Source organism: Paracoccus aerius, assembly GCF_014656455.1.
In the GTDB taxonomy this organism is placed as follows: domain Bacteria; phylum Pseudomonadota; class Alphaproteobacteria; order Rhodobacterales; family Rhodobacteraceae; genus Paracoccus; species Paracoccus aerius.
The window spans coordinates 23,220-48,983 of the sequence record NZ_BNCL01000004.1 but is presented as its reverse complement, the minus strand read 5'-3'; the positions used below and the strand labels follow the sequence as shown (position 1 = coordinate 48,983).

Here is a 25,764-nt window from a genome sequence, read left to right as displayed (position 1 = left end):
CTCAGCCTTTCATGCCGGAACACAGCGCCAGGAAGGCGCGCGGATCGGCGATCTGGTCCCAGGTGATCGCATCGCCATTGCCCGCCATGCGGCCAAGGCTGCTGGCGCGAGGGACATTGCCGCCCGCGCCAGGATAGCCGCGCACGGCCAGAAGGTTCTCCTCGGACCGGGTCTGGCCCTGGCGGGCCTCGCCGGTGCAGCGGCTGCCGTCTGACAGGGCCGCGAAGGCGATGGCCACGCGGCCGGTGACCTGGGGCGCGGTGCCCTCGGCGGCGGGTGCCTCGACCGGGGCGTGGTCGGCGCAGGCGGTGCCTTGGGCGGCCGTGACGCAGTTGCCCGGGAACTCGGTCTCATAGTCGGACCCGGCGATCGGGTCGTCCACGGCCCAGCTTCCGTCCGGGTTGCGGGCACGGGTCTGGGCGCGGGCCTCGGCGGCCATGACCAAGCGATCGGGCGCGTCGCCGTCGGGCCAGACGTCCATCTTGGGCATCCGGGGCATGGGCACGCTGCTGCAGGCGGCGGACAGCAGCAGGGCGGGAAGAAGGCAGGCCAGTCGTGTCGGGATCATTCAAGCTTCTCGGGGCAGGTCTTCGACGTGTTCGTGGGCGGGCGGCATGGTGTCGGGCGGCGCAGTCGCTGGATCCACCCCTGCCATCAGCAGGCCCAGGTCGCCGGTGGTCGCCTCATTGGGCAGGCGCTCGCCCATGATGCGGCCGTCGAACATCACCGCGATGCGGTCCGACAGCGACATGATCTCGTCCAGTTCCACGGAAACCAGCAGGATCGCCTTGCCCGCGTCGCGCAGTTCCACGATGCGCTTGTGGATGAACTCGATCGCGCCGATGTCAACGCCGCGCGTGGGCTGGCCGATCAGAAGCAGGTCGGGATTCCGCTCGATCTCTCGGGCCACGACGATCTTCTGCTGGTTGCCGCCGGAAAAGTCGCGCGCGGCCAGGTCGCAACTGGGCGGGCGGACGTCGAAGCGGGCGATCTTGCCCTCGGCATCGCGGCGGATCGCGTCGCGGTCCATCAGCGGGCCGCGCCCGTATTCCGGTGCGTCGTGGTATCCGAAGGCCACGTTCTCCCAGGCGGCGAAATCCATGATCAGACCTTCGGCCTGCCGATCCTCGGGGATATGGCCCAGCCCCTGGCGACGGCGTTCTGCGGCATTGCAGGCAGCGCCAGCCAAGGGCAGGGGTCCGCCGTTCACGCGAACCTCGCCCGATACGGTGCTGCCTTTCGGGGGATAGCCGCCCAGGATTTCCAGAAGCTGCGTCTGGCCATTGCCCGAAACGCCCGCAATCCCCAGGATCTCGCCCGCGCGGATGTCCAGGTCTATGCCGCGCAGGCGTTCCACGCCCGCATCGTCCACCATGCGCAGGTTGCGGATTTCCAGAACCGGCTGCGCGGGCCGGGCCGGGGCCTTTTGCACGTTCAGCAGCACCTTGCGGCCGACCATCAACTCGGCCAGTTCCTCGGGGCTGGTTTCCCCGGTCCGGACCGATGCCACCATCTCACCGCGCCGCATGACCGATACCGTGTCGGTGATCTCCATGATCTCGCGCAGCTTGTGGGTGATCAGGATGATCGTCTTGCCCTCGGCCCGCAGGCCCTCCAAGATCCGGAACAGGTGGTCGGCCTCGGCCGGGGTCAGCACGCCGGTCGGCTCGTCCAGGATCAGGATGTCGGCCTGGCGATACAGCGCCTTGAGGATCTCGACCCGCTGCTGGTGGCCGACCGAAAGGTCTTCGATCCGGGTATCGGGGTCGACGTTCAGTTCATATTCCTGGGCCAGCCGCTTCAGCACGCCGCGCGCCTTGGACAGGGACGGGCGCAGCAGGCGGCCTTCCTCGGCCCCAAGGATGATGTTTTCCAGAACGGTGAAGTTCTGGACCAGCTTGAAATGCTGGAAGACCATGCCGATGCCCGCGCGGATCGCGGTCTGGCTGTCGGTGATGGTCAGGGGCCGGCCGTTGACCAGAACCTCGCCGCTGTCGGGCTTGTAGAAGCCATAGAGGATCGACATCAGCGTGGACTTGCCGGCGCCGTTTTCACCGATGATGCCGTGGATCGTGCCCCTTTCCACGCGCAGGTGGATGTCGCGGTTGGCCTGCACCGGCCCGAAGGACTTCGAGATGCCGCGCAGTTCAATCGCCGCAGGGGCGGCCGTTGCCAGCCGCCCCCCTGTCTGCATGTCGGATGCCATTACTGGACCGGGCAGGTGTTGTCGGTCATGTAGTCGTGGACCGCGATTTCTCCGCTGGCGATCTTGGCGCGGGCGTCATCGACGGCGGCCTGCATTTCCGGCGTGACCAGCTGCTGGTTGTTTTCGTCGATGGCGACATCCACGCCCTCGGCCTGCAGATCCAGAACCTTGACGCCCGGCTCCACGCCGTTCTTGAAGGCGTCATAGACCGCGTTGTCGACGCGCTTGACCATCGAGGTCAGGACCTTGCCCGGATGCAGGTGGTTCTGGTTGCTGTCCACGCCGATGGACAGGATGCCTTCGTCCGCCGCCGTTTGCAGCACGCCGATGCCCGTGCCGCCGGCCGCGGCATAGATCACGTCGGCCCCCTGGCTGATCTGGGCGCGGGCCAGTTCGCCGCCCTTGACCGGGTCGTTCCAGGCGGCAGGCGTCGTGCCGGTATAGTTGATCAGCACCGTGCCGTCGGGCTTGGCGGCCTTGAAGCCCTGCGCGAAGCCGCATTCGAACTTGTGGATCAGTGGAATGTCCATGCCGCCGATGAAGCCCACGGTGCCGGACTGAGAGGCCTGCGCGGCCATAATCCCGGCCAGATAGCTGCCCTGTTCCTCGGTGAAGACGATGGATTGCACGTTGGGCTGTTCCACCACCATGTCGATGATGGCGAACTGGGTGTCGGGGTAATCGGGGGCCACCTGGTTCAGCACGTCGCCAAAGGCGAAGCCGGTCATGACGATGGGATTGGCGCCGGTTTCGGCAAGCCGCCGCAGCGCCTGTTCGCGCTGCGCCTCGGACTGCATTTCCAGTTCCTTGTAGGTGCCGCCGGTTTCCTCGGCCCAGCGTTGCGCGCCCATGAAGGCGGCTTCGTTGAAGGATTTGTCGAACTTGCCGCCAAGGTCGAAAATCAGCGCCGGTTCCGCCAGGGCCGCACCGCCCGCAAGTGCCGTCAGCGCCACGCCCGCAAGCAGCGATTTCGTCAGGGACATAAGGAAACCTCATCCTGTTGTTGCGGGCGATTCAAGCCGCCCGCGTGATGGCCCGATTAGGGCGCATCGCCCCTTGCCGGTCAACCGCCTTCTTGGCCGGGTTCCAGGACCAAGGTCATGACGATGGCGTCAAGATCGGGACCATAATAACGCCGCCTGCGCCCCGATTCTTGCCAGCCTTCGCCGCAATACAATGCCCGCGCGGCGGCATTGTCGGCCGCCACTTCAAGGAAAGCGCGCCCCGCGCCGCCTTGACATGACGTTGCGGCGAAATCGCGCAGCAGGGCGCGGCCGGTGCCTTGGCGGCGGGCAGCCGGGTCCACGGCAAGGGTCAGCAACTCGGCCTCGTCGGCCACAAGGCGGCCCATCAGGAAGCCCGAGGGGCGGGTCAGCAGGAAGACGCGGGGGCTGTCCAGCAGGGCCGCGAATTCGGCCGCCCGCCAGGGGCGGGGGCGGTTGAAGCAGCGGGCGTGCAGCGCGGCAAGTCCGTCGGTCGTCACGGCAGGATCAGCGGGGCGGCGTCGCGTGCCGGTGCCGCATCGGCAGGGCGCAGGTAGAAGGGCGCGGGGCGCGGCCCCGGATCGGCGCGCCGGGCCAGGGCGATCCGGGCGATGGCCACGGCGGGGGGCACCCGTGGCAGTGCCGGAGTGGGACCGGGCGGCAATGCATCGGCCGCAGATTGCTGGGGGTGGTCCCCTGCGCCCTGGCCAAAGTCCTGCCACGCGACCTGATCCGCCCGAAGCGGCAGAACGATGCGGCACGGACGGGGCAGGTCCAGGGACGCGGCCTCGGTCGCGGTGACGCCGACCGCCGGGATGCCCAGCGACAGGGCCAGCCCGCGGGCCGCGGCGACCGCGATGCGGATGCCGGTGAAGTTGCCCGGCCCGATGCCCACGCCGATCACGCCGAGGTCGCGCCAAGTCAGGCCCGCACCGGCCAGCAAGCCTTCCAGCAGCGGAAACAGGCGTTCGGCCTGGCCCTTGGTCATCTCCTCGGAGATATGGCCAAGGATGCGGTCGCCCCGCAGCAAAGCGGCCGCGCAATGCGCGGCCGATGTGTCGAAGCCAAGGGCCAGGGGATCAGGCAACGGGCCGGACCTCGACCACCTCGGGGATATAGTGGCGCAGCAGGTTCTCGATCCCCATCTTCAGCGTCAGTGTCGAGGACGGGCAGCCCGCGCAGGCCCCCTGCATGTGCAGGTAGACCACGCCCCGGTCAAAGCCGTGGAAGGTGATGTCGCCGCCGTCCTGGGCCACCGCCGGGCGGACGCGCGTGTCCAGCAGTTCCTTGATCTGGGTGACGATTTCCCCATCGGGGCCGTCATGACTGGCATGGCCTGCGTTCTCCGCCGTGCCCTCGATGGCCGGCGCGCCCGACTGGTAATGCTCCATGATGGCACCCAGGATCGACGGCTTGAGATGGTCCCAGGGCTGGTCGTCGGCCTTGGTCACGGTCACGAAGTCGCGGCCCAGGAAGACGCCCGTCACGCCGCCCACGGCAAAGATGCGGCGGGCCAGCGGCGACTTGGCCGCCGTGTCGGTCGAGGGAAAGTCGGCCGTGCCGTTGTCCAGCACGATCTCGCCGGGAAGGAACTTCAACGTCGCAGGGTTCGGTGTGGTTTCGGTCTGGATGAACATTTGCCAAGGCTCCTTTGGAATGGATATGGCGATGGGGGGCAGCCGGGTCAAGCCGGGCGGCGGTCAGGTGATCGCCTCAAGCCGCTCCTTCGAGATGTCGGCGGGAACAACGGTGATCGGGCAGGGCAAGCTGGCCGCATCGCGCAGCAGGCGAGACAGCAGTGGATTCTGCGCCGACTTGTCCGCGCTGATGCCCATGGCGACGATGCCGATCTCGGGGTCCTCGTTCAGATAGGCCATCAGCTGCTCGGCCGGGTCTCCTTCTCGGATGACCAGTTCCGGCTCGACTTTTGGACGCATTCTCATCCACTTGGCGAAAACCTCGAAATGCGCCTCGATGCGCTCATAGGCCTCGGCGCGCATCACCTCGGCCACGCCGAAGCCGTGCTGGATTTCATCCGGGGGGATCACCGCAAGAACGGTCACCGCGCCCCCGGAATTGGAGGCACGCATGGCCGCGAAACGCATCGCGTTCAGACATTCCCGGCTGTCGTCCAGCATGACAAGAAACTTGCGCATCATCCGCCTTTGGGTGGCCTCGGTTCCGGCAGACAGTGGCCCCTTTGCAATGGTCGCGCAAGTCATTCGGCCGGAATCGCGCCTGCCCGGTTTCCCTGCATCCGCCCTTGTGCTACCCGGCTTGATGAACGAATTGTTGCAGGGCAGGCATCGTGACGATCCACCATGACTGGGACAGGACCGGATCGGCACGCGTCGCCATGCCAAAGATGGCATGGTTTGCAGGCGATGCGCAGGGTTCGGCAGCGAACCCGGCGCCCCGACGCAAGCGATTGTTCGACCTGACACTTGCCCTTGTCCTGCTGATTCCGCTGTCGGTCGTCATGGGCATCGTCGCGGTCCTTCTTCTGATCCAGCAGGGCCGGCCGATCCTCTATTTCGCGGAACGGATGCGGGCGCCGGGTCAGCCCTTCACCCAGCTGAAGTTCCGCACCATGATCGGCGAGGACAAGGATTCGGGGGCAACCGGAGCGCACAAGCATTGGCGCATCACGCCCTTGGGCCGGTTCCTGCGCCGCAGCCGCCTGGACGAGCTGCCGCAGCTTTTCAACATCCTGCGCGGCGACATGAGCTTTGTGGGTCCGCGTCCGCCCCTGCGCGAATATGTGGAACGTTTCCCCGCCGTCTATTCGCAGGTCCTAAAAAGCCGGCCGGGCGTGACCGGGCTGGCGACCCTGATCTATCACCGCCACGAGGATCGCATCCTTGCCCGCTGCACAAGCGCCGAGGCGACCGAGATGGCCTATTACCGCCGCTGCCTGCCCGCGAAGCTGAAGATCGACCTGATCTATCAGCGCCACCGCGACATCCGGCTGGATCTGTGGATCATGTGGAACACGCTGAAGATCGTGTTCGGATACCGTGACGAACGCCCGCGGCGGCGGGGCCGGACCTAGTCCGCGAACGGATCCTGCGGATAGCCCACGCCGCACAGGTAAAGCCCGTGCGGCGGGCAGACCGGTCCGCAGGCCGCGCGGTCGCGGGCCTGCAGCACCTCGGCCACCCGGGCGGGCGGCCATGATCCCGCGCCCACGCGTTCCAGCGTGCCGACGATCGACCGGACCTGGTTGTGCAGGAAGGACCGCGCCCGCAGGTGAAAGCGGTATTCGCGGCCATGCGGAATCTCGACCTCGTCGATGCGGATCTCGTCCAGCGTCTTCACCGGGCTTGCCGCCTGGCAGATCGAGGACCGGAAGGTCGTGAAGTCATGCAGCCCCAGCAGATGGGCCGCGCCTTCCCGCATCGCCGCCGCATCCAGCGGGTGCAGCACCTGCCAGACCAGCCCGCGATCGTGGGTCGCCGGCGCGCGGCGGGCTTGCAGGCGGAACAGGTAGCGCCGCTCGGTGGCTGAAAAGCGGGCGTGAAAGTCGTCCGGCACCCGCGCGGCGGCCAGCACGGCCACGGGCGCGGGCTTGAGGTGAAAGTTCAGCGCCTCGGCCAGGCGGAAGGGATCCCAATCGCGGTGCAGATTGGCATGGGCGACCTGGGCCGTGGCATGAACGCCCGCGTCGGTCCGTCCCGCCGCCGCGATCCGGGCGCCCGTCGCAAAGCCTGCGTCCAGCTTGCCAAGCGCGGATTCCACCGCGCCCTGGACCGAGGGCTGGTCGGCCTGGGCCTGCCATCCGGCAAAGGGACGGCCGTCATATTCGATCTTCAACGCAAAGCGCGGCATGGATCAGCGACGCGCCTTGTCCCGTTCGGGCGTCAGCAGTTCATCGATGAAGCGCGCGGTTTCGGTCCGGGGCGGCTCCAGCGGCAGGGGTTCGGATGCGCGGACCCCCTCGCGCGCGAGGCGTTCGCGCAGGACCGAGATCTCGATGTCCAGATCGGTCCTGTCGCCTTCCAGAAGACGCCGGGACTTGGCGCTGAAATCTTTTTCCAGGTCATCAAGGAAGGTTTCATAAGACGTTCGCACCGACGGGTCGCGGGTCTGGCGGTAAAGATCCGCGAACTTGATCGTCGCATCGCGCGCGCCGGTCAGGTAGACGCCCAGGTAGCGCCGCGCCGCGGACAGGTCGCCCGGATTGCTGCGCACCCGGTCGAACAGCGCCTCTACCGTGGCGGCAAAACGGTCCACGCGCGCTTCCAGCCAGCGGTCGCCCAGGGACCGGATCGCGTCCTGCATCTGGGCAAGGCTGGTCTGGGCCTCGTCGATCATCTTCTGGGCGCGGTCCTGCTGGAAGTCGCCGCCGGCCTGAATGCCCTTGTCGCGCATCGGATCGGCCCCGAAAGCCAGCCAGTGCAGCACCATGCCAGTCGCCCCGATCACGCCCGCGCCGGCCAGGTTTTCTGGCCCTGCGGCACCCAGGCCCAGGCCCAGGCCCGTCATCACGCTGCCGAACAGCTTGCGCGGGATGGCGGGGCGGCGGGCGACGCGGCGGACCTGATAGGCGGCCTCGGCGGCCAGCCCCTCGCCGGTCATCCACATGGCACTGGCGATGACGCCGAAGGCGGCCAGGCTGCCCGCCATTCCGGTCGGATCCTGAAAGAAGGCGCCGAACAGGAAGGGGAGCGCGGCGAAGGTCACGTATTTCGGGCGACCCGCCAGCCGGTGGCGGATCTGCGGCGTCGGCGCCGGGTTGCGGTTGTCGTCCTGCGGACCCAGACCGGGCGAATAGCGCCCGCCAAAGCGTTTCGACATGCCCTTACCCCGCCCCGAACGAGGCATAAAGCGTCACCAGAATCAGCAGATAGAAGCTGAGCCTTTGGATGGCCTTTTGCGACATGCCCGTGCTTTCCCCTTTGGGCCGGAACGGCCCTGCCAGCCCTATATCGGGATTGCGCGCCCGATTGCAAAGATCAGGCCCGCGGAAACAGGCGGTCCAACGCCGCATCCAGCGGCGCCGGGTCCGCGATCGACAACCGCACCGGCAGGGTCATGACCTTGGACCGGAAGGATCGCGGCAGGCGGGCCGCGTCCTTTTCAGTGGTGACAAGCTGCGCCCCCGTCAGCCGCGATTCCGTTTCCAGCCGGGTCAGCAGCGCGGGCGTGAAGGGCTGGTGATCCTCCAAGGCCTCGCCCCGCACCAGATCGGCGCCAAGCGCGGCCAGGGTCGCAAAGAATTTCTCCGGATGGCCGATGCCCGCGAAGGCCAGGACGCGGTGGCCCTGCCAGTCCATGCCCATCTGGAGGGGGCGGAGCTCTCCGCGCAGATGTGGCGGGGCGTCGGGCGGGGTGGTGAAACGAGCCTGCGCATCCGCCGGACCAATGGACAGCAGAAGGTCCGCGCGGGCAAGGCCGATGGCCACAGGCTCTCGCAGCGGCCCGGCAGGGATGCAGAACCCGTTGCCGAAGCCCTTGGCCGCATCGACCACGACCAGCGACAGGTCATGTTCCAGCGACGGATCCTGGAAGCCGTCGTCCAGGATGATCGCCTGCGCGCCATCCGCCACGGCTGCCCGCGCGCCCGCCAGCCGGTCCTTGGCGACCCAGACGGGACCGAAAGCCGCCATCAGCAGCGGCTCGTCCCCGGTCAGGGCGGCATCGTGGCGCGATTCCTCGACCCGCAGAGGCCCGGTCGCGCTGCCGCCATAGCCGCGCGATACGACATGCGCCGCAATGCCCCGCGCCAGAAGCGTCTGCTGCAGGTGGATCACCGTGGGGGTCTTGCCGGTGCCGCCCGCGTTCAGGTTGCCCACGCAGATCACCGGCAGGCCGATCCGCGCCCGCGTCCCCTGCGCCAGCCGCCGGGCGGTCGCCCGGGCATAGGCCGCGCCCAGGGGCGACAGCAGGCGCGCGCGGAGGGTGGGCGGGCGCTGATACCAGAAAGCGGGGGCGCGTTTCATGTCGTGGCCTTTGCAATGGCGTCCAGAACGGGGGCGCAGATGCGCATAGTCACGTCGGCCCCGCCGGTGCTGACGGTCCAGGCGTTGCTGGCAAGTGTCGCGATCAGGTCCGGCTGGGACAGTTCCGCGATGGCATTGGCCAGTTCCTCGGCGCCTGATACCTGCCGCGCCGCGCCCGCGCCGCCAAGCTGCTGCCACTCGGTCGCAAAGCGGGCGGTATGGGGGCCGTGGACGATGGCCGATCCCAGGGCCGCGGGTTCGAAGGGATGTCGCGCGGCGGCATCATCGCCCCCCAGGGTGCCGCCCAGATAGGTAACGGGGGCCAGACGATACCACAGTCCCATCTCGGTCGGGCCGTCCGTCAGCATGACCTGCACGTCCTCGGTCGGATCCTCGTCCAGAGAACGGCGGGCGACGATCAGGCCGCTGGCCTCGATGACATGGGCCAGGGGGTCGATGCGGTCGGGATCGCGAGGGGCCAGGAACAGCAGGGCACGGTGGGACTGGGCAAGGGCCGCCAGATGGGCCGTCAGCACGGCCTCTTCCTCGTCAGGCGGCACCGAGGCCGCAAGCCATGCATGGCGACCGCGCAGAAGCTGGGCCATCACGCTGCGCTCGGCTTCGGAACAGGGCAGGGGGTCGCGGATTTCGGCGACGGGACCGGTCATGGTGACGCGCCTGCGGTCCGCGCCCATGCGCAGGGCGATGGCCTGGCTGGCCGGATCGGTGACCAGGATCGCGCGGATCTGGCGCACCAGTTCGCGCCTGGCGCTTGCACGCAGGGTCCAGCCGGTATCCTCAGGGGCAAAGCGGGCCTCGGCCAGGATGATCGGCAGGCTGCGGCGGGCGGCGGCCAGGATCAGCGCCGGGGGCAGGTCCGAACCCAGAAGCAGCAGTGCGGCGGGATCCGCCCCCATCAGCGCCTCGGCCACAGCGGGGCCGGGATCGCCCGCATCGAGGATCCGCAGGTCGGGCCTCTTGCGCATCAGGCGGCGCTGCACCTGGGCAAAGGCCGCGCGGGCATCGGGGGAAACCTGGACCAGCAGCAGCGGGCCGCCGCCCGGCGGAATATCGGGCGGGGCCGCGCCATCCGGCACGCCCGCCCGGCGCGCCTGCCACCACAGGCCCAGCCGTCCGATCCCGGTTCCCGCCCAGGCCATGTTCCGCCTGCCCCGGCCCGGCCGTCAGCCCTTGACCTGCAGTTCCTCGGTCGGGCCGGCGGCGGCTTCCTCGTCCCGCAGGCGGTGCAGGTGGGCGATGAAATAGCGGGTATGGGCGCTGTCCACGGTCCGCTGGGCCTCGGCCTTCCAGGCGTCATAGGCGGCCTGGTAGTTCGGGAAGATGCCGACGATGTGGATGTTGTCGGTGTTGCGGAACTGGGTGCCCTGCGGGTCGGTCAGTTCGCCGCCGAAGACAAGATGCAGGCGTTGGCTCATGGTGTTTCCCCTGATTGACTTGCGCGCGGACCCTAGCGCGGCAGCGCGGCAAGCGAAAGCCGCGAAGCCTGCACGGCCCCGCGGCGGCGCGCAAAGCTGCGGGGTCGGTTGATTGTCTGGGCAATGAGGAAGCCGCCCCCTAGACCCCGGAAAGGCGCATGATCGCGTCCCATTCCGCGTCGGTCACCGGTTGCACGGACAGGCGCGAGTTGTTGACCAGCACCATGTCCTTCAGCGCCGGTTCCTGCTTGGCCTGGTCCAGCGAGATGGCCTTGGGCAGGGGTTTTACCGCCTTGATGTCGACGCATTCCCATTTCGGATCGTCGGCTTTGCTGTCGGGATGGGCCTCGGCGATGACCTCGACGATGCCCACGGCCTCTTTGCCGATGTTGGAATGGTAGAACAGGCCCCGGTCGCCCAGCTTCATCGCGCGCATGAAGTTGCGGGCCTGATAATTGCGGACTCCGTCCCATTCCTCGCCCCGTTCGCCGCGCGCGACAAGGTCGTCCCAGCTGAAGACGTCCGGTTCGGACTTGAACAGCCAGTATGCCATCAGCCGACGACCTTCTTCCATTCGGTGATCTCGACCGATTCGAACAAGCCCGCCAAGGCGTAGGGGTCGCGGGCGGCCCATGCCCGGGCGGCATCCAGGCTGTCGGCTTCCAGCACCAGAAGCGAGCCGCGCATCTCGCCCTCGGTCAGCATCGGGCCGCCGAACAGGACCACGCCTGTGTCGCGCACATAGGCAAGGTGAGCCTCACGGTTGGCCATGCGGGTTTCAAGGGCGCCAGGCTTGTCGCGGCAGATCAGGGCGAACAGGGGCATCATTCCTCCTTCAGGGGTCGAGTCATCAGGTGCTGGGCCGCGTCGTCCACGGTCATGCGGCCCTCGGCCAGGCGGGCGACCATGGCGGCGATGGGCATGTCGCAGCCGATCTTGCCGGCCAGGGCCGCGACGGCGCGGGCGGTGGCTGCGCCTTCCACGGTCGTGGCGGCGTCGAAGGGCTGCCGGGCGCCAAGCGCCTGGCCATAGCGGAAGTTGCGCGACTGCTGGGACGTGCAGGTCAGGGTCAGGTCGCCCAGACCCGAAAGTCCGGTAAGGGTTTCCGGGCGTGCGCCCAGGCGGGCGGAAAGGCGGGTCATCTCGGCAAAGCCACGGGTGATGATGGCGGCGCGGGCGCTGTCGCCCAGGCCCGCCCCGATGACGACGCCTGCCGCGATGGCGATGACGTTCTTCAGCGCGCCGCCCAGTTCCGCGCCCGTCACGTCGGTGGTCCGGTATAGCCGCAGGACGGGGGTGGAGAGGTCGTGCTGCAGCGCGCGGCCTGCCTCTGCGTCGGCGCAGGCCAGGGTCAGGGCGGTGGGCAGGCCGCGGGCGATATCGGCGGCGAAGGAGGGGCCGGTGAGGACGGCGACGGTGGCGCGGGGGCAAGCCTGTGTAAGCAGCGTGGACGGCCCGGTCAGCCGGGACAGGTCGATGCCTTTGGCGGTGCTGACCAGGTGCTTGCTGTCCAGCAGCGCCCCATGGTCAGCCAGAAAGCCGCCCAAGGCTTGTGCGGGCAGGGCCAGCAACAGCGTGTCGGCAGCTGTCGCAGCGGGCAGGTCGTCGGTGACGTGCACCCCTTGGGGCAGCGTCACGCCGGGCAGTCGGGGATTGTCGCGGCCCCAGCTTGTGTCCCGCGCCCAAAGCGTCACTGGGCCATTCGCGGACAGCGCCACCGCCAGCGCGGTGCCGAAGGCGCCCGCGCCCAGGATCGCGATGCTCATGCCTTGGCCCCCTTCTTGCCGCCGCCCAGCATCGGCGCGGCGCTGCGGTCCAGCGGCCAGCGGGGCCGGGCGGCCAGGTCCATGCCATCGCACTGGCCCATGGCAAAGCGTTCCGCCCCCGCCCATGCGATCATCGCGCCGTTGTCGGTGCACAGCGCCAGGGGTGGGGCCAGGAAGCGCGCGCCTGCGTCCCGGGCCACCCGTTCCAGAGCCGCGCGGATCGTTCGGTTGGCGGCGACCCCGCCCGCCACGGCCAGGACGGGGGCGGGGCTTGCGGCCAGGGCGCGGCGGGATTTCTCGGCCAGGACTTCGGCCACGGCCCCCTGGAAGGCGGCGCAAAGATCGGCACGGTCGCCTTGCCGCAGCCCGCCCTGATCCGCGATCAACTGGTCGCGCAGGCGCAGGGCAGCGGTCTTCAGGCCCGAGAAGGACATGTCGCAGCCCGGCCGGTCCAGAAGCGGGCGGGGCAGGGCAAAGCGGTCGGGATCGCCATTGGCGGCCTCGGCCTCGACCGAGGGGCCGCCGGGCTGGGGCAGGGCCAGAAGCTTGGCCAGCTTGTCGAAAGCCTCGCCCGGGGCGTCGTCGATGGTGCCGCCGAGGCGGGTGAAATCCTGCGGCCCGTCAACGCGCAGGAACTGGCAATGCCCACCGGACACCAGCAGCATCAGATAGGGAAAGCCGATTCCGTCGGTCAGGCGCGGCGTCAGCGCGTGGCCCGCCAGGTGATTCACCCCGATCAGCGGCAGGCCCGCCCCGGCGGCGATGCCCTTGGCGCACATCACGCCCGCCATGACCCCGCCGATCAGGCCCGGCCCCGCCGTGACCGCGACCGCCGTGACATCGCGCAGCGCGACCCCCGCCTGCGACAGCGCCTGTTCGACGACCAGATCCAGCCGTTCCGCATGGGCGCGGGCGGCAATTTCCGGCACCACACCGCCGAAATCGGCATGAAGCGCCGTCTGGCCCTGGACCACCGAGGCCAGGATCCGCCGGCCGCCCGTCACAAGCGCGGCGGCGGTGTCGTCGCAACTGCTCTCGATGCCAAGGAAAATCTGGGTGTCGTCCATGCTCTTGCCGGGCGGGGGAATGGCGCTTACGCCTGAAGGCCCTAGCACCCGAGCCGAGATTTGCCAATGTCCCCCGACCCGCGGCCCGTCCTGCTGCTGACCCGTCCCCCGGCGGATTCGCAGCGCTTTGCCGCGCTGCTGCCCGAATGGCAGGCCGTGATATCGCCCATCCTGCGGATCGTGGCGGTGGAACACGACGCGGCCCTGCTGCGGGAGGCGCCGGGGCTGGTCTTCACCTCGGCCCATGCGGTGGCCTCTGCCGGGCCGGGGCGGGGACGGCTCGCGATCTGCGTGGGCGGGCATACGGGATCGGTGGCGCGGCAGGCGGGGTTCGCGGTTCGGGAAGGCAATGGATTTGCCGAAAGCCTGCTGCCGCTGATCAAGGCTACGCCCGTGCCGCTGGTCCATCCGCATGGCCGGCATCTGGCGAAGATCCTGCCGGTGCCGGGCGTGGTCGTCTATGACCAGCAAGCCCAGCCCCTGACGGCCGAGGCACAGGGCCTGCTGGCGGGCGCAAACCCCATGGTCGTTCCGCTGTTCTCGCCTCGCAGCGCCCGGCTGGTCGCGGCAGCGGCAAGGGCCGCGCGGTCGCCCATGACGATCGTGGCGATCAGCGAGGCGGCGCGAGCGGCCTGGGACGGCCCCTTCGCAGAACAGGCGGTCGCCGCAACGCCCGACATCGAGGCAATGGCTGCGGCCATCCGCCGCCTGCCGCTGGCGGAACAATGATGCGCAGGGCGGGTTGAGAAGCGGCCCTTGCCTGATTAGGCTGCAGGCCAAGGCGCGGCCACCCTGCCGCCGCGAGACGGGGACCAAACGTGAAAAAGCCAGACAAGACCAAGAACACCAGCACATCCGCAACCCCGCAGGACGACACGCCCCTGATGCCGAAAAAGGACGCCGCCGCGCCCGCCGTGATCAGCGCGACCGATATCGGGTCGGGTGACGGCAAGAAGGCTGCGGCCCTTGGGGGCGAGATCAAGTCCATCGATTCGACATTGCTGGGCGACAAGACCGGGCAGAGTCCCGCCGCCGAGCGGAAGCCGGCGCAGGATCAGGTTCCGGCGGATGCCAAGGTCGAAAAGGCAAAGATCGCCGGGACAAAGGCTGATGCCAATCCAGGCCCGGCAAGCGAGAAGCCGACTTCGGTTCCGTCATCGGGTTCGGCTTCGTCGGGATCGGCTTCTTCGATGGCGTCCACGTCGTCGGGATCTGCCCCGTCCTCGGCGCCCGCCCAGAAGGTGACGGTGCAGAAGACCGGCTTCTGGCCCGTGGTCCTCGGCGGCGTGGTGGCGGCGGGCCTGGGTTCGGCCGCGACGATCTGGGCGCTGCCGAACCTTCCCGCGGGCTGGCTGCCGGAACAGCCCGCGCCCGCAGCGGCGCCCGCAGCAGCCCCCGAGGTGGATGTTGCCGCGATTCGCAGCGATGCCGTCGCCGCTGCCCAAAGCGCGACCGCCGAGCAGATCGACGCCCTGCGCGCCGAGTTGGCCGCGCAGGCCGAGCAGGGGGCCCAGCAGCCCGCCCCCGCCGGTCCGTCCCAAGAAGATCTGGCCGCCCTGCGCCAGCAGGTCGAACAGCAGGCCGCGCGGGTCGAGGAATTGGCCGCCCGCCCGCAGATCGATCCCGACATGGCTGCGCGCATCCAGACGCTGGCCGACCAGGCCGGGGCATTGGAACAGCAGATCCAGACCGCCGCCCAGGCCGCCCAGGCCCAGATCAACGCAGCGCAGGCCGAGGCCCAGCAGTTGCAGGAAGCCGCCGCCGAAAGCACCCGCCGGGCCGAGGCCGTGGCGGCCGTCGCGGCGCTGCAATCGGCGCTGGACCAGGGCGTTAACCCCGACGAGGCCCGCCAGACGCTGGAAGGCGCCGGGCTTCAGGCGCCCGAGGCACTGACGCGCGAGGTTCCCAGCCTTGACAGCCTCCAGGCCGATTTCCCCGAAGCCGCGCGGGCAGCCCTGCGCACGTCGCTGCGCCAGGACAGCGCGGCAGGCAATGGCAACCTTTTGACGAACTTCCTGCGCGCCCAGACCGGCGCGCGTTCGGTCGAGGCGCGCGAAGGGTCCGATCCCGATGCGATCCTGTCGCGGGCGGACGGCGCGGTCGAGGAAGGCCGGATCGCCGACGCCCTGACGGAAATCGAGGCCCTGCCGGAAGAAGCCAAAGCCGCCCCCGCCATGGCCGACTGGCTGGCCGGGGCCACGGCCTATCGCGATGCTCAGGCGGCCTTGTCCGACCTGTCCGCCCCTTCAAACTGAGGTCCGGGCAATGCTGCTGTCCTTGTTGAAAATCCTGTTCTTTTTCGCGGTCGTCCTGGTCATTGCCCTTGGCGCGGTGCAGCTTTCGGAAACCGGCCAGATGCTGCGCATCGAATACGCCGGAACCGAATACGCGCTGACGCCCGTCAAGGCCGTGGTCGCCCTGCTGATCCTGATGGTCCTGGCCTGGCTGGTCTTCAAGGCCCTGGGCCTGTTCCTGGCCTTCATCCGCTTCATCGCCGGTGACGAGACCGCCATCGACCGCTATTTCGCCCGGTCCCGCGAACGCAAGGGCTATGCCGCCCTGGGCGAGGGAATGCTGGCCGTCGCGTCGGGCGAAGGCAAGCTGGCGCAGGACAAGGCCGCCAAGGCCGAGAAATACTTGAACATGCCGCATATCACCAACCTCCTGTCCGCGCAGGCCGCCGAGGTGGCGGGCGACAGGGCGCGGGCGGGTGCGGTGTATCGCACCCTGCTAGAGGACGACCGCACCCGCTTTGTCGGCATCCGCGGGCTGATGCGCCAGAAGATCGACGAGGGCGACACCGCGACCGCGCTTCTGCTGGCGCAAAAGGCCTATGCGCTGAAGCCCAAGCATCGCGAGTTGCAGGACACGCTGCTGGATCTGGAAATGCGCGAGCATGACTGGAAGGGCGCGCGGCAGTTGCTGAAGGACAAGCGCCGGCAAGGCGACCTGCCCAAGGACGTGCATCTGCGCCGCGACGCCGTCCTGGCCCTGCAGGAAGCCAGCGAGGTTCTGGCCCACGGCAATTCCATCAGCGCCCGCGAGGCGGCGATCTCGGCCAACAAGGCCTCGCCCGACCTGATCCCGGCGGCGGTGCTGGCGGCGCGCAGCTATATCGCGCAAAAGGATTATCGCAACGCTTCGCGCGTCTTGGAAAAGACCTGGTCGGTGCGGCCCCATCCCGATGTGGCGGCAACCTATGCCGAAATCGTGCCGGACGAATCGTCCTCGGCCCGCCTGACGCGGTTCGAAAGGCTGATCGGCAAGAACCCCGACCACGAGGAATCGCGCCTGCTGCGGGCCGAACTGCTGCTGACGGCCGAGGATTTTCCCGGCGCCCGCCGCGCCCTTGGCGATCTGGCGGAAAAGCATCCGACCGTGCGGACCCTGTCGATCATGGCCGCGATCGAGCGGGGCGAGGGGGCCGACGACAGCGTCGTGCGCGGATATCTGACGCGGGCACTGACGGCGTCGCGCGGGCCGCAATGGGTTTGCGACAAGTGCCACAACGTGATGGCCGCCTGGTCGCCCACCTGCGACAGTTGCGGCGGTTTCGACACGCTGACCTGGCGGGAACCGGAAACCCGGTCTACCGCCGCATCCGCCACCCCTGGTGCGGAAATGCTGCCGCTTCTGGTCGGTGCGCCCAAGCAGCAAGCCCCCGCGGCCCAGCCCGAGATGGCCGATCCCGCACCGGCTTCCGACGTGACGCCGCCCCCTGCCGCGCAGCCCAAGCCGACCACGCCAAAGACGCGCCTGCGCGAGGTCGCGCATGTGGCGCCGGGCATGGTGCCGCGCGAAAGCGACTATGTGACGATCGAGCCGGTCAGCACCATCACCACGCCCGAGGCCAGCCCCGCGCCGGTCAAGGTCGAGGTAAAGCACATGGCGATCGAGGAACCGGAACCGGTCAAGCCTGCGTCGGAACGTCCCGCCCCGGCCAAACCCGCCCCGGAACGGCCCTTCGACAGGGCCGAGACGCCCGAGCCCGTGCTGGTTCGCCCCGACGTGCTGCCGCCCGAGGATGCCGACTGGACCGAGGGCAAGACCAGGCCCTGAAGCCCCTGATGCGGGCGCGCGCAGAAAAAATGCCGCGCCCCCTTTTCCCCCCGCGCGGAAGCTGCTATCCGGCGCGGCACAACCAGATGCCGGTGTAGCTCAGCTGGTAGAGCACGTCATTCGTAATGATGGGGTCGGGGGTTCGAGTCCCTTCACCGGCACCAGGTTGGATCAGAAACGGCCAGTCCCTTGGGGCTGGCCGTTCGCATTTCCCGGTCTGGAAAGATGGTGCGGGCGGCGGGACTTGAACCCGCACAGGCTTGCGCCCCAGGGAGTTTAAGTCCCATGCGTCTACCATTCCGCCACGCCCGCGCCGTGATTGGCTAACGGGCGGGGCGGCGGTTGGCAAGGGTTCCGGCGACCGCGCCCTAGAAGCTGCGGGTCGGGCGGTCGAAGACCTTGCGGCCCATCAGGCTGCCCACCAGGTCCACCATCAGCTTGGCGGTGCGGCCGCGATTGTCCAGGAACGGGTTCAGCTCGACCAGGTCGAGCGAGGTGACCAGCCCCGATTCGTGCAGCAGTTCCATGACCAGATGCGCCTCTCGGAAGGTGGTGCCGCCGGGGACGGTTGTGCCGACGGCGGGCGCGATGGACGGGTCCAGGAAATCCACGTCAAGCGAGACATGCAGCAGTCCGCCCGCCGCAGCCACCCGATCCAGGAAGGCGCGAAGAGGGGCCACGATGCCCTGTTCGTCCAGCACGCGCATGTCGTTCACGGTGATGTCGATGGCCAGCATCGCGGCATGTTCCGCCGGATCGACGCTGCGGATGCCGAACATGCAGATGTTCTGGCCCGGCACAGGATGGGGGAAGGGCGGAAAGGGATCGAAGCCCGGCAGGCCCAGGGCATAGGCGATGGGCGTGCCATGCAGGTTCCCCGAGGTGGTGGTCTGTACCGTATGGATGTCGCTATGGGCATCCAGCCACAGCACGAACAGCGGCCTGCCTTCTCGCATGGCATGGATCGCGGCGCCTGCCACGCTGCCAAGCGCCAGTGCATGATCGCCGCCCATCACGACCGGCAGGCCGCGGGGCAGGGCTTCGGCCATGGCCTCGCGCAGCGCATGGGTCCAGGCGATCATCTCGGGCAGGTGGTGAACGGCGGGGTTGGCGCAGGTGGCGTCAGGCGCGGGGCCGGGCAGGACGTCGCCGATATCCTCGACAGTGTGGCCCAGGGCCATCAGGGTGCCGGGCAGCCCGGCCACGCGATAGGCGGCCGGTCCCATCAGGCAGCCGGGGCGGCGTTGGCCTTGGTCGACGGGCGCGCCGATCAGGATGCAATGGGTCATGAAATCCTCGAACTCAGTGTCAGGCCCGAGGTAAACGCAGCCGGCGGGGAAAAGTCCACCGCCGGCTGCCTTGCCGTCAGAACGCCGAGGTCAGGCCCAGCCACAGGCGGCGGCCTTCGCCTTCGGTGTTGTTGGCGGCCATGGTGATGTCGCGGTCCAGGATGTTGTAGATCGCTCCGTTCAGAGTGACGCGGTCGTTGACCTGGTAGTCCATGCCCAGATCGACGGTCAGGTGGGATCCGTATTCATAGGCAATAGCGGTGCCTGCGTCATCAAAGGCAATGGGCCGGCCATTCGTGCCGATGCGCGCGCCGGCGGCGATTTCCTTGCCGTGATAGCTCACCGTGCCCCAGGCGCCCAACCCCTCGACCGGGGTCGCCCAGTCTGCGGTCAGGCTGGCTTGGTGGCGGGGCGTCCGGGTCAGGGGCAGGCCCGCAAAATCGCCAGTCTGCTGTTCGCTGTCGATGAAGCTGTAGCTGGCGCGCAGCGTCAGGCTGGAGATGGGATCCCATTCGCCGGTCAGTTCGACGCCCTGCAACCGCGCCTCGCCGACATTGTACCATTCCCACCGGTTATAGGTCGCGCCCCCTACCGACACCTGCCGGTCGGTCTTGGCGTTTTCGATCTTGTCGCGGAAATCGGTGCGGAACAGTGTCGCGCCCAGTTTCCATTCGGGCGCCGTGTAAAGCGCGGCCAGTTCATAATTGGTGCTTTCCTCGGGCTCCAGCCCTGGATTGGAGACGACGACCCCGGCGCCGCGTTCGGTGGTATAGAAATATCCCGGCACGACCGACCGCAGGTCAGGCGCGCGGAAGCCGGTGGACAGGCCGCCCTTGATCGTCAGGACCGGCGTCGCGTTCCAGACGGCATAAACGCGCGGCGTGGCATTGCTGCCGTATTCGTCATGGTCGTTCAGGCGCGTCCCCAGGGTCAGTGCAAAGTCGTCGCGGATGCGCCATTCATCCTCGAGGAAAACGGCCCGCTGCGCCGTCGAGAAGGAATAGCTGCGCCCGTCGCCAAGGCCGGGGTTCTGGTCGCGCAAGCCGGTGCGGTTCAACTGGCCGCCGAAGACCAGGGTATGGCTGCCCTGCCATTCCAGGGGCGCGGTGAACTTGGCGTCATAAACGGTGTTCGTGACCTCGGGCGCACGGTCGCCTGCCACAAGCGCGCCATTGCCGGACGACGTGGTGCGCTGCCCGACCTCGCGCAGGACGGACAGGTCGGCCGCGATATTGCCCCATTGCCCGGCATAGGACAGGGCCGTCCGGTCGCGGGTGTTTTCCTGCAGGCTGTCGTTCTGCGGCGTGCCGCGGAAATCGACAGGCGCGATGCTGCGTCCGACGCGGCCCAGGTCCTCGATGCGGGTCCGCCCGCCTTCCAGGTGAAGGACATGATCCGGGTGCGGCGTCCAGCTGAGCCGCGCGGACAGGTCGGCCAGATCGCGATCCCGCAGGCCGTCCACCACGCGCGCCTCGGACCGGTCGAAGCGACGACCCCAGATCTGGAGGCCAAGCCGGTCGGCAATGACAGGGCCGCTGGCATAGAAGGACAACTGCCGCGACCCTGCATCGTCGCCGTCCTGCGGCACCGTCGCCTCGGCCGTGACCGAGCCGGTCCAGCGGTCCGCCACGGGTTTGGTGATGACGTTGATGACGCCGCCCATCGCGTCGGACCCGTAAAGCGACGACATCGGCCCGCGCACGATCTCGATCCGGTCGATGGCGGCGACGGGCGGGATCCAGCTTTGCTCGATCCCGGCGCTGCCATTGGTCCGCGATTCGCGCGTGCCTTGGCGTTTGCCGTCCACCAGGATCAGCGTGTACTGGCCGCCCAACCCGCGGATGGTAATATCCTGTTCGTTGGCAATGCCGGTGGTGGCCACGCCCTGCACCCCACGCAGGGCGTCCGACAAGCTGGTGACATTGCGCCGCCCCAGTTCCGCGCCCGAGATGACCGAGATGCTTGCAGGGGCCTCGGCGATGTTCTGCTCGAACCCCGAGGCGGTAACGACGATTTCGTCAAGGGCGAAGGGGGTGCTGTCTTGGGCGGCGGCGGGGGCGGCAAGGGCAGCGGCGGACAAAAGCAGCGCCGGAAGGCGCAGGCGGAAAGCGGTCATGTGGGAACCCCAGGCTTTGGATAGATGTCGCCTGGGCTTGCCGTCTTGCATTCCTGGGTAATTCAGTCGGGTTAATCGTGCAGAAGGGCATGCTCAACCCAGCGGACGCCCGGGGCGGCGGCCTGTGACCCTGGGGCCACAGGCTCGCAGATCAGGTCCGCACGCCCTTGAAGCGATCGGCCCATTCGGCCCGCTGGTCGTCGGTGATCTTGGCGAACAGCACCTCTGGCACGGTGAAGGCATGGCCCGCAGGCAGGGCGGACAGCGCGGCTGCCACGTCCTCGGGCCAGGTATCGTCGCCGGTTCCCATCGCCTCCAGCATCGCGCGGGACGCGAAGGGAATGAAGGGCGCGGACAGGACGGCATAAAGCCGGATCAGGTTCAGGCCAAGGCGTACCTGCATCGCGGCCTTTTCCGGATCGGTCTTGTGCGTGGTCCAGGGCGCGGCCCCTTGCAGGTATTCGTTGCCCAGAACCCAGATCGCGCGCAGCTCGGACGCGGACTTGCGCACCTCCATCGCGGCCATGAACCCTTCATAGGCGCGGACGCGGGTCGTCACTGCGTCGATAAGCGCGTTTTCCTCGGCACCGTATTCGCCGCCCTCGGGGATCGTCTCGCCGAACTTTGACCGGCAGAACTTGGTGATGCGGCTGACGAAATTGCCCAGAACGTCGGCCAGATCCTTGTTCACGGATTGCTGAAAGTTTTCCCAGGTGAACTCGCTGTCGCCGGATTCCGGCGCATGGGACAGAAGCCACCACCGCCAGTAGTCGGCGGGCAGGATTTCCAGCGCATGGTCCATGAAGACGCCGCGCCCCTGCGAGGTGCTGAACTGCCCGCCGTCATAGGTCAGGTAGTTGAAGGACTTGATGTAATCGACCATCCGCCAAGGCTCGCCCGATCCGATCAGGGTGGCTGGAAAGGACAGGGTATGGAAGGGGACGTTATCCTTGCCCATGAACTGGGTATAGGTCACGTCATCCGCCCCTTCGTCGCGGCGCCACCAGCGGCGCCAGTCGGCATCCGTCATGCCATGCGCGTCGGCCCATTCGGCGGTGGCGGCGATGTATTCGATGGGGGCGTCGAACCAGACATAGAAGACCTTGCCCTCCATCCCCGGCCAAGGCTGGTCGCCGCGTCGCACGGGCACGCCCCAGTGCAGGTCGCGGGTGATGCCGCGGTCCTGCAACCCCTCGCCATCGTCCAGCCATTTGCGCGCGATCGAGGTCGTCAGGATCGGCCAGTCGGTCTTGCTGTCGATCCAGTCGCTGATCTGCCCCTTCAACGCCGACTGGCGCAGATACAGGTGCTTGGTTTCCCGCACCTCAAGGTTGGTGCTGCCGCTGATCGCGCTGCGTGGGTCGATCAGGTCGGTCGGATCAAGCTGCTTGGTGCAATTCTCGCACTGGTCGCCGCGGGCCTTGTCGTAACCGCAATTGGGGCAGGTGCCCTCGATATAGCGGTCGGGCAGGAAGCGGCCGTCATCGACGGAATAGACCTGCTTTTCGCTGACTTCGGCAATATAGCCGTTCTCGGCCAGCTTGCCCGCGAAATGCTGGGTCAGCGCGTGGTTCTGCGGGCTGGAGGACCGGCCGTAATGGTCGAAGGACAGACCGAAGCCCCGCGCCAGTTCCGCCTGCACCCCATGCATCCGCGCGCAGTATTCGGCCACGGGTTCACCCGTCTTGGCGGCGGCCAGTTCGGCGGGCGTGCCATGTTCGTCGGTGGCGCAGATGAACATCACCTCGTGCCCCCGCGCGCGCAGGAAGCGGGCGTAAAGATCGGCGGGCAGTTGCGACCCGACAAGATTGCCCAGGTGCTTGATGCCGTTGATATAGGGCAGGGCGGAGGTGATGAGGTGGCGGGCCATTCCGGTTCCTGTGAATCTGATCGGCCCCGTATCTATCTAGGCACGCGCGGGAAGGCCAGCATTTCGCCGTGCCCAGACATCTTGGGCCGCAGGGTCTTGCCCCTTCGCGCCGGGCGGTGCAGCGTCGCGGCCATGATCGACGAATCCGAAATCACCTTTGGCGGCAGCTATCTGGACAGGGCCGATCGCCTGCGCGGCGATGCCGATGCGATGGCCCGCCTCCTGGCCGATCCTGCCAGCCGCATCCTGCCGTTCTGGCAAGGCAAGCCACTGTTCGACAGGACGGCTGCCGGCCCCAGGCTGGTCTGGCTAAAGGCGGATGATCCGATGGTCGCTAGCCATACGGACAGCGCGCTGTTCCTGGGGCTGGACGATGCGGGTGCCGCGCATTTCGCGGTCGATGTTTCAGCCGTCGCGCCCCCCGACGGCGATCCGTCGGCGGTCCTGAACCTTCCCGCAACGCAGGGCTTTGCCGACCTGCGCGCGGTGCTGGGCGAACTGGATCACCGTGACGCGGCCATTGCCGCCCCAGCCAAGGGCATCTTCGAATGGCGCCGCAGCCACGGCTTCTGTTCCAACTGCGGGGCCAGGAACGTCATGGCCCATGCCGGCTGGCGATTCGACTGCCCCGCCTGCAAGCGGCCCCATTTTCCGCGCACCGATCCCGTGGTCATCATGCTGGTCCTTGACGGCGACCGCGTGCTGCTGGGGCGCCAACCCGGCTGGGACGAAGGAATGTATTCGCTGCTGGCGGGCTTTGTCGAGCCGGGCGAAACGATCGAGGAAGCAGTCCGCCGCGAAGTGGCCGAGGAAACCTCGGTGCAGGTGGGGGCAGTGCGCTACCTGACCTCTCAGCCCTGGCCGTTCCCGGCCTCGCTGATGATCGGCTGCGTGGCGCGGGCCGAATCAACTGCAATCACGCTCGACCCGCGGGAACTGGAAGACGCGCTCTGGGCCAGCAAGGCCGAAATCTGGCAGGCCCTGGCCGGGCAGCACCCGCGCCTCCGCCCCGCGCGCAAGGGCGCCGTTGCCCAGGCGATCTTGCGGGCCTGGGTGGAAGGCCGGACCGGAAGCGTCTAGTCGGTCTGGATGCAGGATTGCGAGGCCGCGGGATCCATGGCGTTCGTCAGGGTGGCGCTGCGGCCCTTGGACCACCATTCGTATTCGCCCGAGACGTAGCGCGCGCCCGATGCCGCCAGGACATTGACGAAGATGCGCTGCTCGCCTTCGATGGGCAGCAGGGCCAGCCTGTTGTCCCCGGCGTTCAGGTAGTCGACTTCGATCAGGGCGCCCCGGTCGCAGAGATAGGTCACTTCGGCCAGCGTGGCGCCGCCAAGGGGCAAGGTCAGTGTCGTCTGCGCCTGCCCCGGACCAGCCAAGGCAGCGCAGGCAAGGATCAGGCAGGCCAGGCGCATCATCCGCTACCCTGTCTCGTGCCGCTTAACGCCGCCGGTCGCGGCGCGAGCTCATCGGCTGGAAGGCCACGCTGACATGGGCCTCGCAGTAAGGCTTGCCGGGCTGGCTGGGCAGGCCGCAGAACCAGAACTTGTCCGTCGCCGGATCGCCGATCGGCCATTTGCAGGTGCGCTCGGTCAGCTCCATCAGGGTCAGCTTGCGGGCACGCTTTTCGACCTCGCGGACCGAGGCCAGGGTTTCCGGGCTGATCTCGTTGGCCGAGGGCTGCGGCGGCAGGGGCTGGCCCGCCGGCACGATCGGGCGGCGCGGGACGGGGGTGAAGACGGGTTGGGACACGGGTTCTTCCTCGGCAGTCTCCTCGCGCGCGGGGGCGGCCGGTTCAGGCTGCGGCTCGGGGCGCGGGGCTTGGGCGGTGGGGGCGGGTTTGCGATCCGCCTTCTTCTCGGCCACGGGTTCCGGTGCGGGCGCCGGTGCGGGCTCGGGTTCGTCGCTGCGATTGGACAGGCCAAGGCGGTGGACCTTGCCGATGACCGCATTGCGCGTCACGCCGCCCAGTTCCTTGGCGATGGCACTGGCGGACTGGCCTTCGGCCCACATGCGCTTCAGCGTCTCGACGCGTTCATCCGTCCAGGACATGGCTGCCTTTCCGGGCGCGCGATCCGCGCCGCCCCATCTTGAAACCTGCGATTGGCCCCGTCAGAAACGGGATGCCGAGATTTAGCCGCCGATGCGCAGAAATTCAAGGACCGCCGGATGAGCCAGCCGATCTTCACCCACCGCCCTGCCGGTGAACAGCCCGCCATGGGGGTCCGCCGCTTCGGCCGCGTCAACTGGCTGGGCCTGCGTACCCTTGCCACGCGCGAAGTGATGCGCTTCATGGCCGTCTGGCAGCAGACGATCTTTGCGCCGCTGATGACGGCGGCGCTGTTCGTGCTGATCTTCGCCCTTGCGATGGGGCAGGGGCGGGGGCAGGTGATGGGCCTGCCCTATCTGGTCTTCCTGGGGCCGGGGATCCTGATGATGACGGTGATCCAGAACGCCTTCGCCAATACGTCCAGCTCGATCACCTCGGCCAAGGTGCAGGGCAACATCGTGGACACGCTGATGCCGCCCTTGTCGGCGGGGGAACTGCTGACCGGTTACCTGGCCGGTTCCGTCGCGCGCGCCGGATTGGTGGGCCTGGTGATCGGCACCGGCATGGTGCTGGTCACGGGGCAGGGGGTGGCGCATCCGCTTTGGGCGCTGGCCTTCATCCTGCTGGCCGCGTTGATGCTGGGCGGCCTGGGCATCCTGGCGGGGATCCTCGCGCAGAAGTTCGACCAGATGGCTGCGATCAGCAATTTCGTCATCACGCCCCTGTCCTTCCTGTCGGGCACCTTCTATTCCGTTCAGGCCCTGCCCGAACCCTTCCGCACGCTGTCCCACTGGAACCCGGTCTTCTACCTGATCGACGGCGCGCGTTATGGCGTGACCGGCGTCAGCGACGCGTCGGTCTGGCGCGGTCTGGTGATCTGCACCGTCGTCGTCGGCCTGATCCTGTGGCTGGCCTGGCGCTGGCTGAAATCCGGCTATCGGATGAAAGCGTGATTGCGCGCGAGCCTGATCGGCGCTATG

27 protein-coding genes and 2 tRNA genes are annotated in these 25,764 nt (G+C 68.2%); 7 read left to right on the top strand and 22 right to left on the bottom strand.

Translation table 11 applies throughout. The annotated features are described in order from the left end of the window. Position 1 precedes the first annotated feature (1 nt). From IE224_RS06210 to IE224_RS06180, 7 genes are all read right to left on the bottom strand, one after another. On the bottom strand, positions 2-568 hold the full coding sequence (locus tag IE224_RS06210; RefSeq protein ID WP_191308812.1) for a hypothetical protein: 567 nt from the start codon (positions 566-568) through the stop codon (positions 2-4). Then, positions 569-2,206, bottom strand: a complete 1,638-nt coding sequence (locus IE224_RS06205; RefSeq protein ID WP_191308810.1) for an ABC transporter ATP-binding protein — start codon at positions 2,204-2,206, stop codon at positions 569-571. It abuts the gene before it with no gap. After that, a complete protein-coding gene (locus tag IE224_RS06200; RefSeq protein WP_167622849.1) occupies positions 2,206-3,189 on the bottom strand; it encodes a BMP family lipoprotein in 984 nt (327 codons plus the stop codon). Before IE224_RS06200 ends, IE224_RS06205 begins: the two co-directional genes overlap by 1 nt. Before the next feature lie 80 nt (positions 3,190-3,269). Beyond that, positions 3,270-3,689: a GNAT family N-acetyltransferase gene (locus tag IE224_RS06195; protein WP_191308808.1), complete on the bottom strand. Its 420-nt coding sequence runs from the start codon at positions 3,687-3,689 to the stop codon at positions 3,270-3,272. After that, complete coding sequence (tsaB, locus tag IE224_RS06190; RefSeq protein WP_191308807.1) at positions 3,686-4,276, bottom strand: tRNA (adenosine(37)-N6)-threonylcarbamoyltransferase complex dimerization subunit type 1 TsaB; 591 nt, start codon at positions 4,274-4,276, stop codon at positions 3,686-3,688. Before tsaB ends, IE224_RS06195 begins: the two co-directional genes overlap by 4 nt. Beyond that, on the bottom strand, positions 4,269-4,826 hold the full coding sequence (locus IE224_RS06185) for a NifU family protein (RefSeq protein WP_167622845.1): 558 nt from the start codon (positions 4,824-4,826) through the stop codon (positions 4,269-4,271). The genes tsaB and IE224_RS06185 overlap by 8 nt, the downstream gene beginning before the upstream one ends. 63 nt (positions 4,827-4,889) lie before the next feature. Next, positions 4,890-5,345, bottom strand: a complete 456-nt coding sequence (locus IE224_RS06180; protein WP_167623488.1) for a universal stress protein — start codon at positions 5,343-5,345, stop codon at positions 4,890-4,892. A gap of 152 nt (positions 5,346-5,497) precedes the next feature. Here IE224_RS06180 and IE224_RS06175 point away from each other — a divergent pair, with 152 nt between their 5' ends. Then, complete coding sequence (locus IE224_RS06175; protein WP_229849265.1) at positions 5,498-6,241, top strand: sugar transferase; 744 nt, start codon at positions 5,498-5,500, stop codon at positions 6,239-6,241. On the opposite strand, the gene truA is transcribed toward IE224_RS06175, so the two are convergent. The 9 genes from truA to tsaD all read right to left on the bottom strand — a co-directional run bounded on the left by truA (position 6,238) and on the right by tsaD (position 13,400). Further along, entirely contained in the window at positions 6,238-7,017 is a 780-nt protein-coding gene (gene truA / locus IE224_RS06170) for a tRNA pseudouridine(38-40) synthase TruA (protein ID WP_191308805.1), read from the bottom strand. The two genes, IE224_RS06175 and truA, sit on opposite strands and share 4 nt — an antisense overlap. 3 nt (positions 7,018-7,020) lie before the next feature. After that, complete coding sequence (locus tag IE224_RS06165) at positions 7,021-7,986, bottom strand: 5-bromo-4-chloroindolyl phosphate hydrolysis family protein (protein WP_191308804.1); 966 nt, start codon at positions 7,984-7,986, stop codon at positions 7,021-7,023. 158 nt (positions 7,987-8,144) lie between these two features. Further along, positions 8,145-9,131 carry a tetraacyldisaccharide 4'-kinase gene (gene lpxK, locus IE224_RS06160; RefSeq protein ID WP_191308802.1) on the bottom strand — a complete coding sequence of 329 codons (987 nt, stop codon included), beginning with the start codon at positions 9,129-9,131 and terminating at the stop codon, positions 8,145-8,147. Next, complete coding sequence (locus IE224_RS06155) at positions 9,128-10,291, bottom strand: 3-deoxy-D-manno-octulosonic acid transferase (RefSeq protein WP_167622836.1); 1,164 nt, start codon at positions 10,289-10,291, stop codon at positions 9,128-9,130. Before IE224_RS06155 ends, lpxK begins: the two co-directional genes overlap by 4 nt. Before the next feature lie 24 nt (positions 10,292-10,315). After that, positions 10,316-10,567, bottom strand: a complete 252-nt coding sequence (locus IE224_RS06150) for a DUF4170 domain-containing protein (RefSeq protein ID WP_191308800.1) — start codon at positions 10,565-10,567, stop codon at positions 10,316-10,318. A 139-nt stretch (positions 10,568-10,706) separates the two neighbouring features. Next, entirely contained in the window at positions 10,707-11,120 is a 414-nt protein-coding gene (locus IE224_RS06145) for an EVE domain-containing protein (protein WP_167623487.1), read from the bottom strand. After that, positions 11,120-11,395 carry a YciI family protein gene (locus tag IE224_RS06140; protein ID WP_191308799.1) on the bottom strand — a complete coding sequence of 92 codons (276 nt, stop codon included), beginning with the start codon at positions 11,393-11,395 and terminating at the stop codon, positions 11,120-11,122. The genes IE224_RS06145 and IE224_RS06140 overlap by 1 nt, the downstream gene beginning before the upstream one ends. Beyond that, positions 11,392-12,333: an NAD(P)H-dependent glycerol-3-phosphate dehydrogenase gene (locus tag IE224_RS06135; protein WP_191308797.1), complete on the bottom strand. Its 942-nt coding sequence runs from the start codon at positions 12,331-12,333 to the stop codon at positions 11,392-11,394. Before IE224_RS06135 ends, IE224_RS06140 begins: the two co-directional genes overlap by 4 nt. Continuing rightward, positions 12,330-13,400 (bottom strand): tRNA (adenosine(37)-N6)-threonylcarbamoyltransferase complex transferase subunit TsaD, encoded by a 1,071-nt coding sequence (tsaD, locus tag IE224_RS06130; protein WP_191308795.1) that lies wholly within the window; start codon positions 13,398-13,400, stop codon positions 12,330-12,332. Before tsaD ends, IE224_RS06135 begins: the two co-directional genes overlap by 4 nt. A 66-nt stretch (positions 13,401-13,466) precedes the next feature. On the opposite strand from tsaD, the gene IE224_RS06125 reads away from it, so the two are divergent. The 4 genes from IE224_RS06125 to IE224_RS06110 all read left to right on the top strand — a co-directional run bounded on the left by IE224_RS06125 (position 13,467) and on the right by IE224_RS06110 (position 17,623). Continuing rightward, complete coding sequence (locus IE224_RS06125; protein WP_191308793.1) at positions 13,467-14,129, top strand: uroporphyrinogen-III synthase; 663 nt, start codon at positions 13,467-13,469, stop codon at positions 14,127-14,129. An 89-nt stretch (positions 14,130-14,218) separates the two neighbouring features. Further along, positions 14,219-15,655 carry a COG4223 family protein gene (locus IE224_RS06120; protein ID WP_191308791.1) on the top strand — a complete coding sequence of 479 codons (1,437 nt, stop codon included), beginning with the start codon at positions 14,219-14,221 and terminating at the stop codon, positions 15,653-15,655. A 10-nt stretch (positions 15,656-15,665) separates the two neighbouring features. Next, entirely contained in the window at positions 15,666-17,459 is a 1,794-nt protein-coding gene (locus tag IE224_RS06115) for a heme biosynthesis HemY N-terminal domain-containing protein (protein ID WP_191308789.1), read from the top strand. Positions 17,460-17,547: 88 nt separating this feature from the next. Continuing rightward, a tRNA-Thr gene (locus IE224_RS06110) sits at positions 17,548-17,623 on the top strand. 62 nt (positions 17,624-17,685) lie between these two features. Here IE224_RS06110 and IE224_RS06105 read toward each other — a convergent pair. The 4 genes from IE224_RS06105 to metG form a co-directional block, all read right to left on the bottom strand. Continuing rightward, positions 17,686-17,771 (bottom strand) — tRNA-Leu (locus IE224_RS06105). A gap of 56 nt (positions 17,772-17,827) precedes the next feature. Beyond that, positions 17,828-18,748 (bottom strand): arginase, encoded by a 921-nt coding sequence (gene rocF / locus IE224_RS06100; protein ID WP_191308788.1) that lies wholly within the window; start codon positions 18,746-18,748, stop codon positions 17,828-17,830. A 76-nt stretch (positions 18,749-18,824) separates the two neighbouring features. Then, positions 18,825-20,864 carry a TonB-dependent receptor domain-containing protein gene (locus tag IE224_RS06095; RefSeq protein WP_191308786.1) on the bottom strand — a complete coding sequence of 680 codons (2,040 nt, stop codon included), beginning with the start codon at positions 20,862-20,864 and terminating at the stop codon, positions 18,825-18,827. A gap of 151 nt (positions 20,865-21,015) precedes the next feature. Then, a complete protein-coding gene (gene metG / locus IE224_RS06090) occupies positions 21,016-22,734 on the bottom strand; it encodes a methionine--tRNA ligase (protein ID WP_191308785.1) in 1,719 nt (572 codons plus the stop codon). A gap of 132 nt (positions 22,735-22,866) precedes the next feature. Between metG and nudC the strand changes: the two genes are divergently transcribed. Then, positions 22,867-23,814 carry an NAD(+) diphosphatase gene (nudC, locus tag IE224_RS06085; RefSeq protein ID WP_191308783.1) on the top strand — a complete coding sequence of 316 codons (948 nt, stop codon included), beginning with the start codon at positions 22,867-22,869 and terminating at the stop codon, positions 23,812-23,814. Here the strand turns inward: nudC and IE224_RS06080 are convergent. Both IE224_RS06080 and IE224_RS06075 read right to left on the bottom strand, forming a co-directional pair. Then, positions 23,811-24,152 (bottom strand): MliC family protein, encoded by a 342-nt coding sequence (locus IE224_RS06080; protein ID WP_167622814.1) that lies wholly within the window; start codon positions 24,150-24,152, stop codon positions 23,811-23,813. The two genes, nudC and IE224_RS06080, sit on opposite strands and share 4 nt — an antisense overlap. A 22-nt stretch (positions 24,153-24,174) precedes the next feature. Further along, positions 24,175-24,786: a GcrA family cell cycle regulator gene (locus IE224_RS06075; protein ID WP_191308782.1), complete on the bottom strand. Its 612-nt coding sequence runs from the start codon at positions 24,784-24,786 to the stop codon at positions 24,175-24,177. Between the two features lie 117 nt (positions 24,787-24,903). On the opposite strand from IE224_RS06075, the gene IE224_RS06070 reads away from it, so the two are divergent. Beyond that, positions 24,904-25,737, top strand: a complete 834-nt coding sequence (locus IE224_RS06070) for an ABC transporter permease (protein WP_229849264.1) — start codon at positions 24,904-24,906, stop codon at positions 25,735-25,737. The last annotated feature ends 27 nt before the right edge of the window (positions 25,738-25,764 follow it).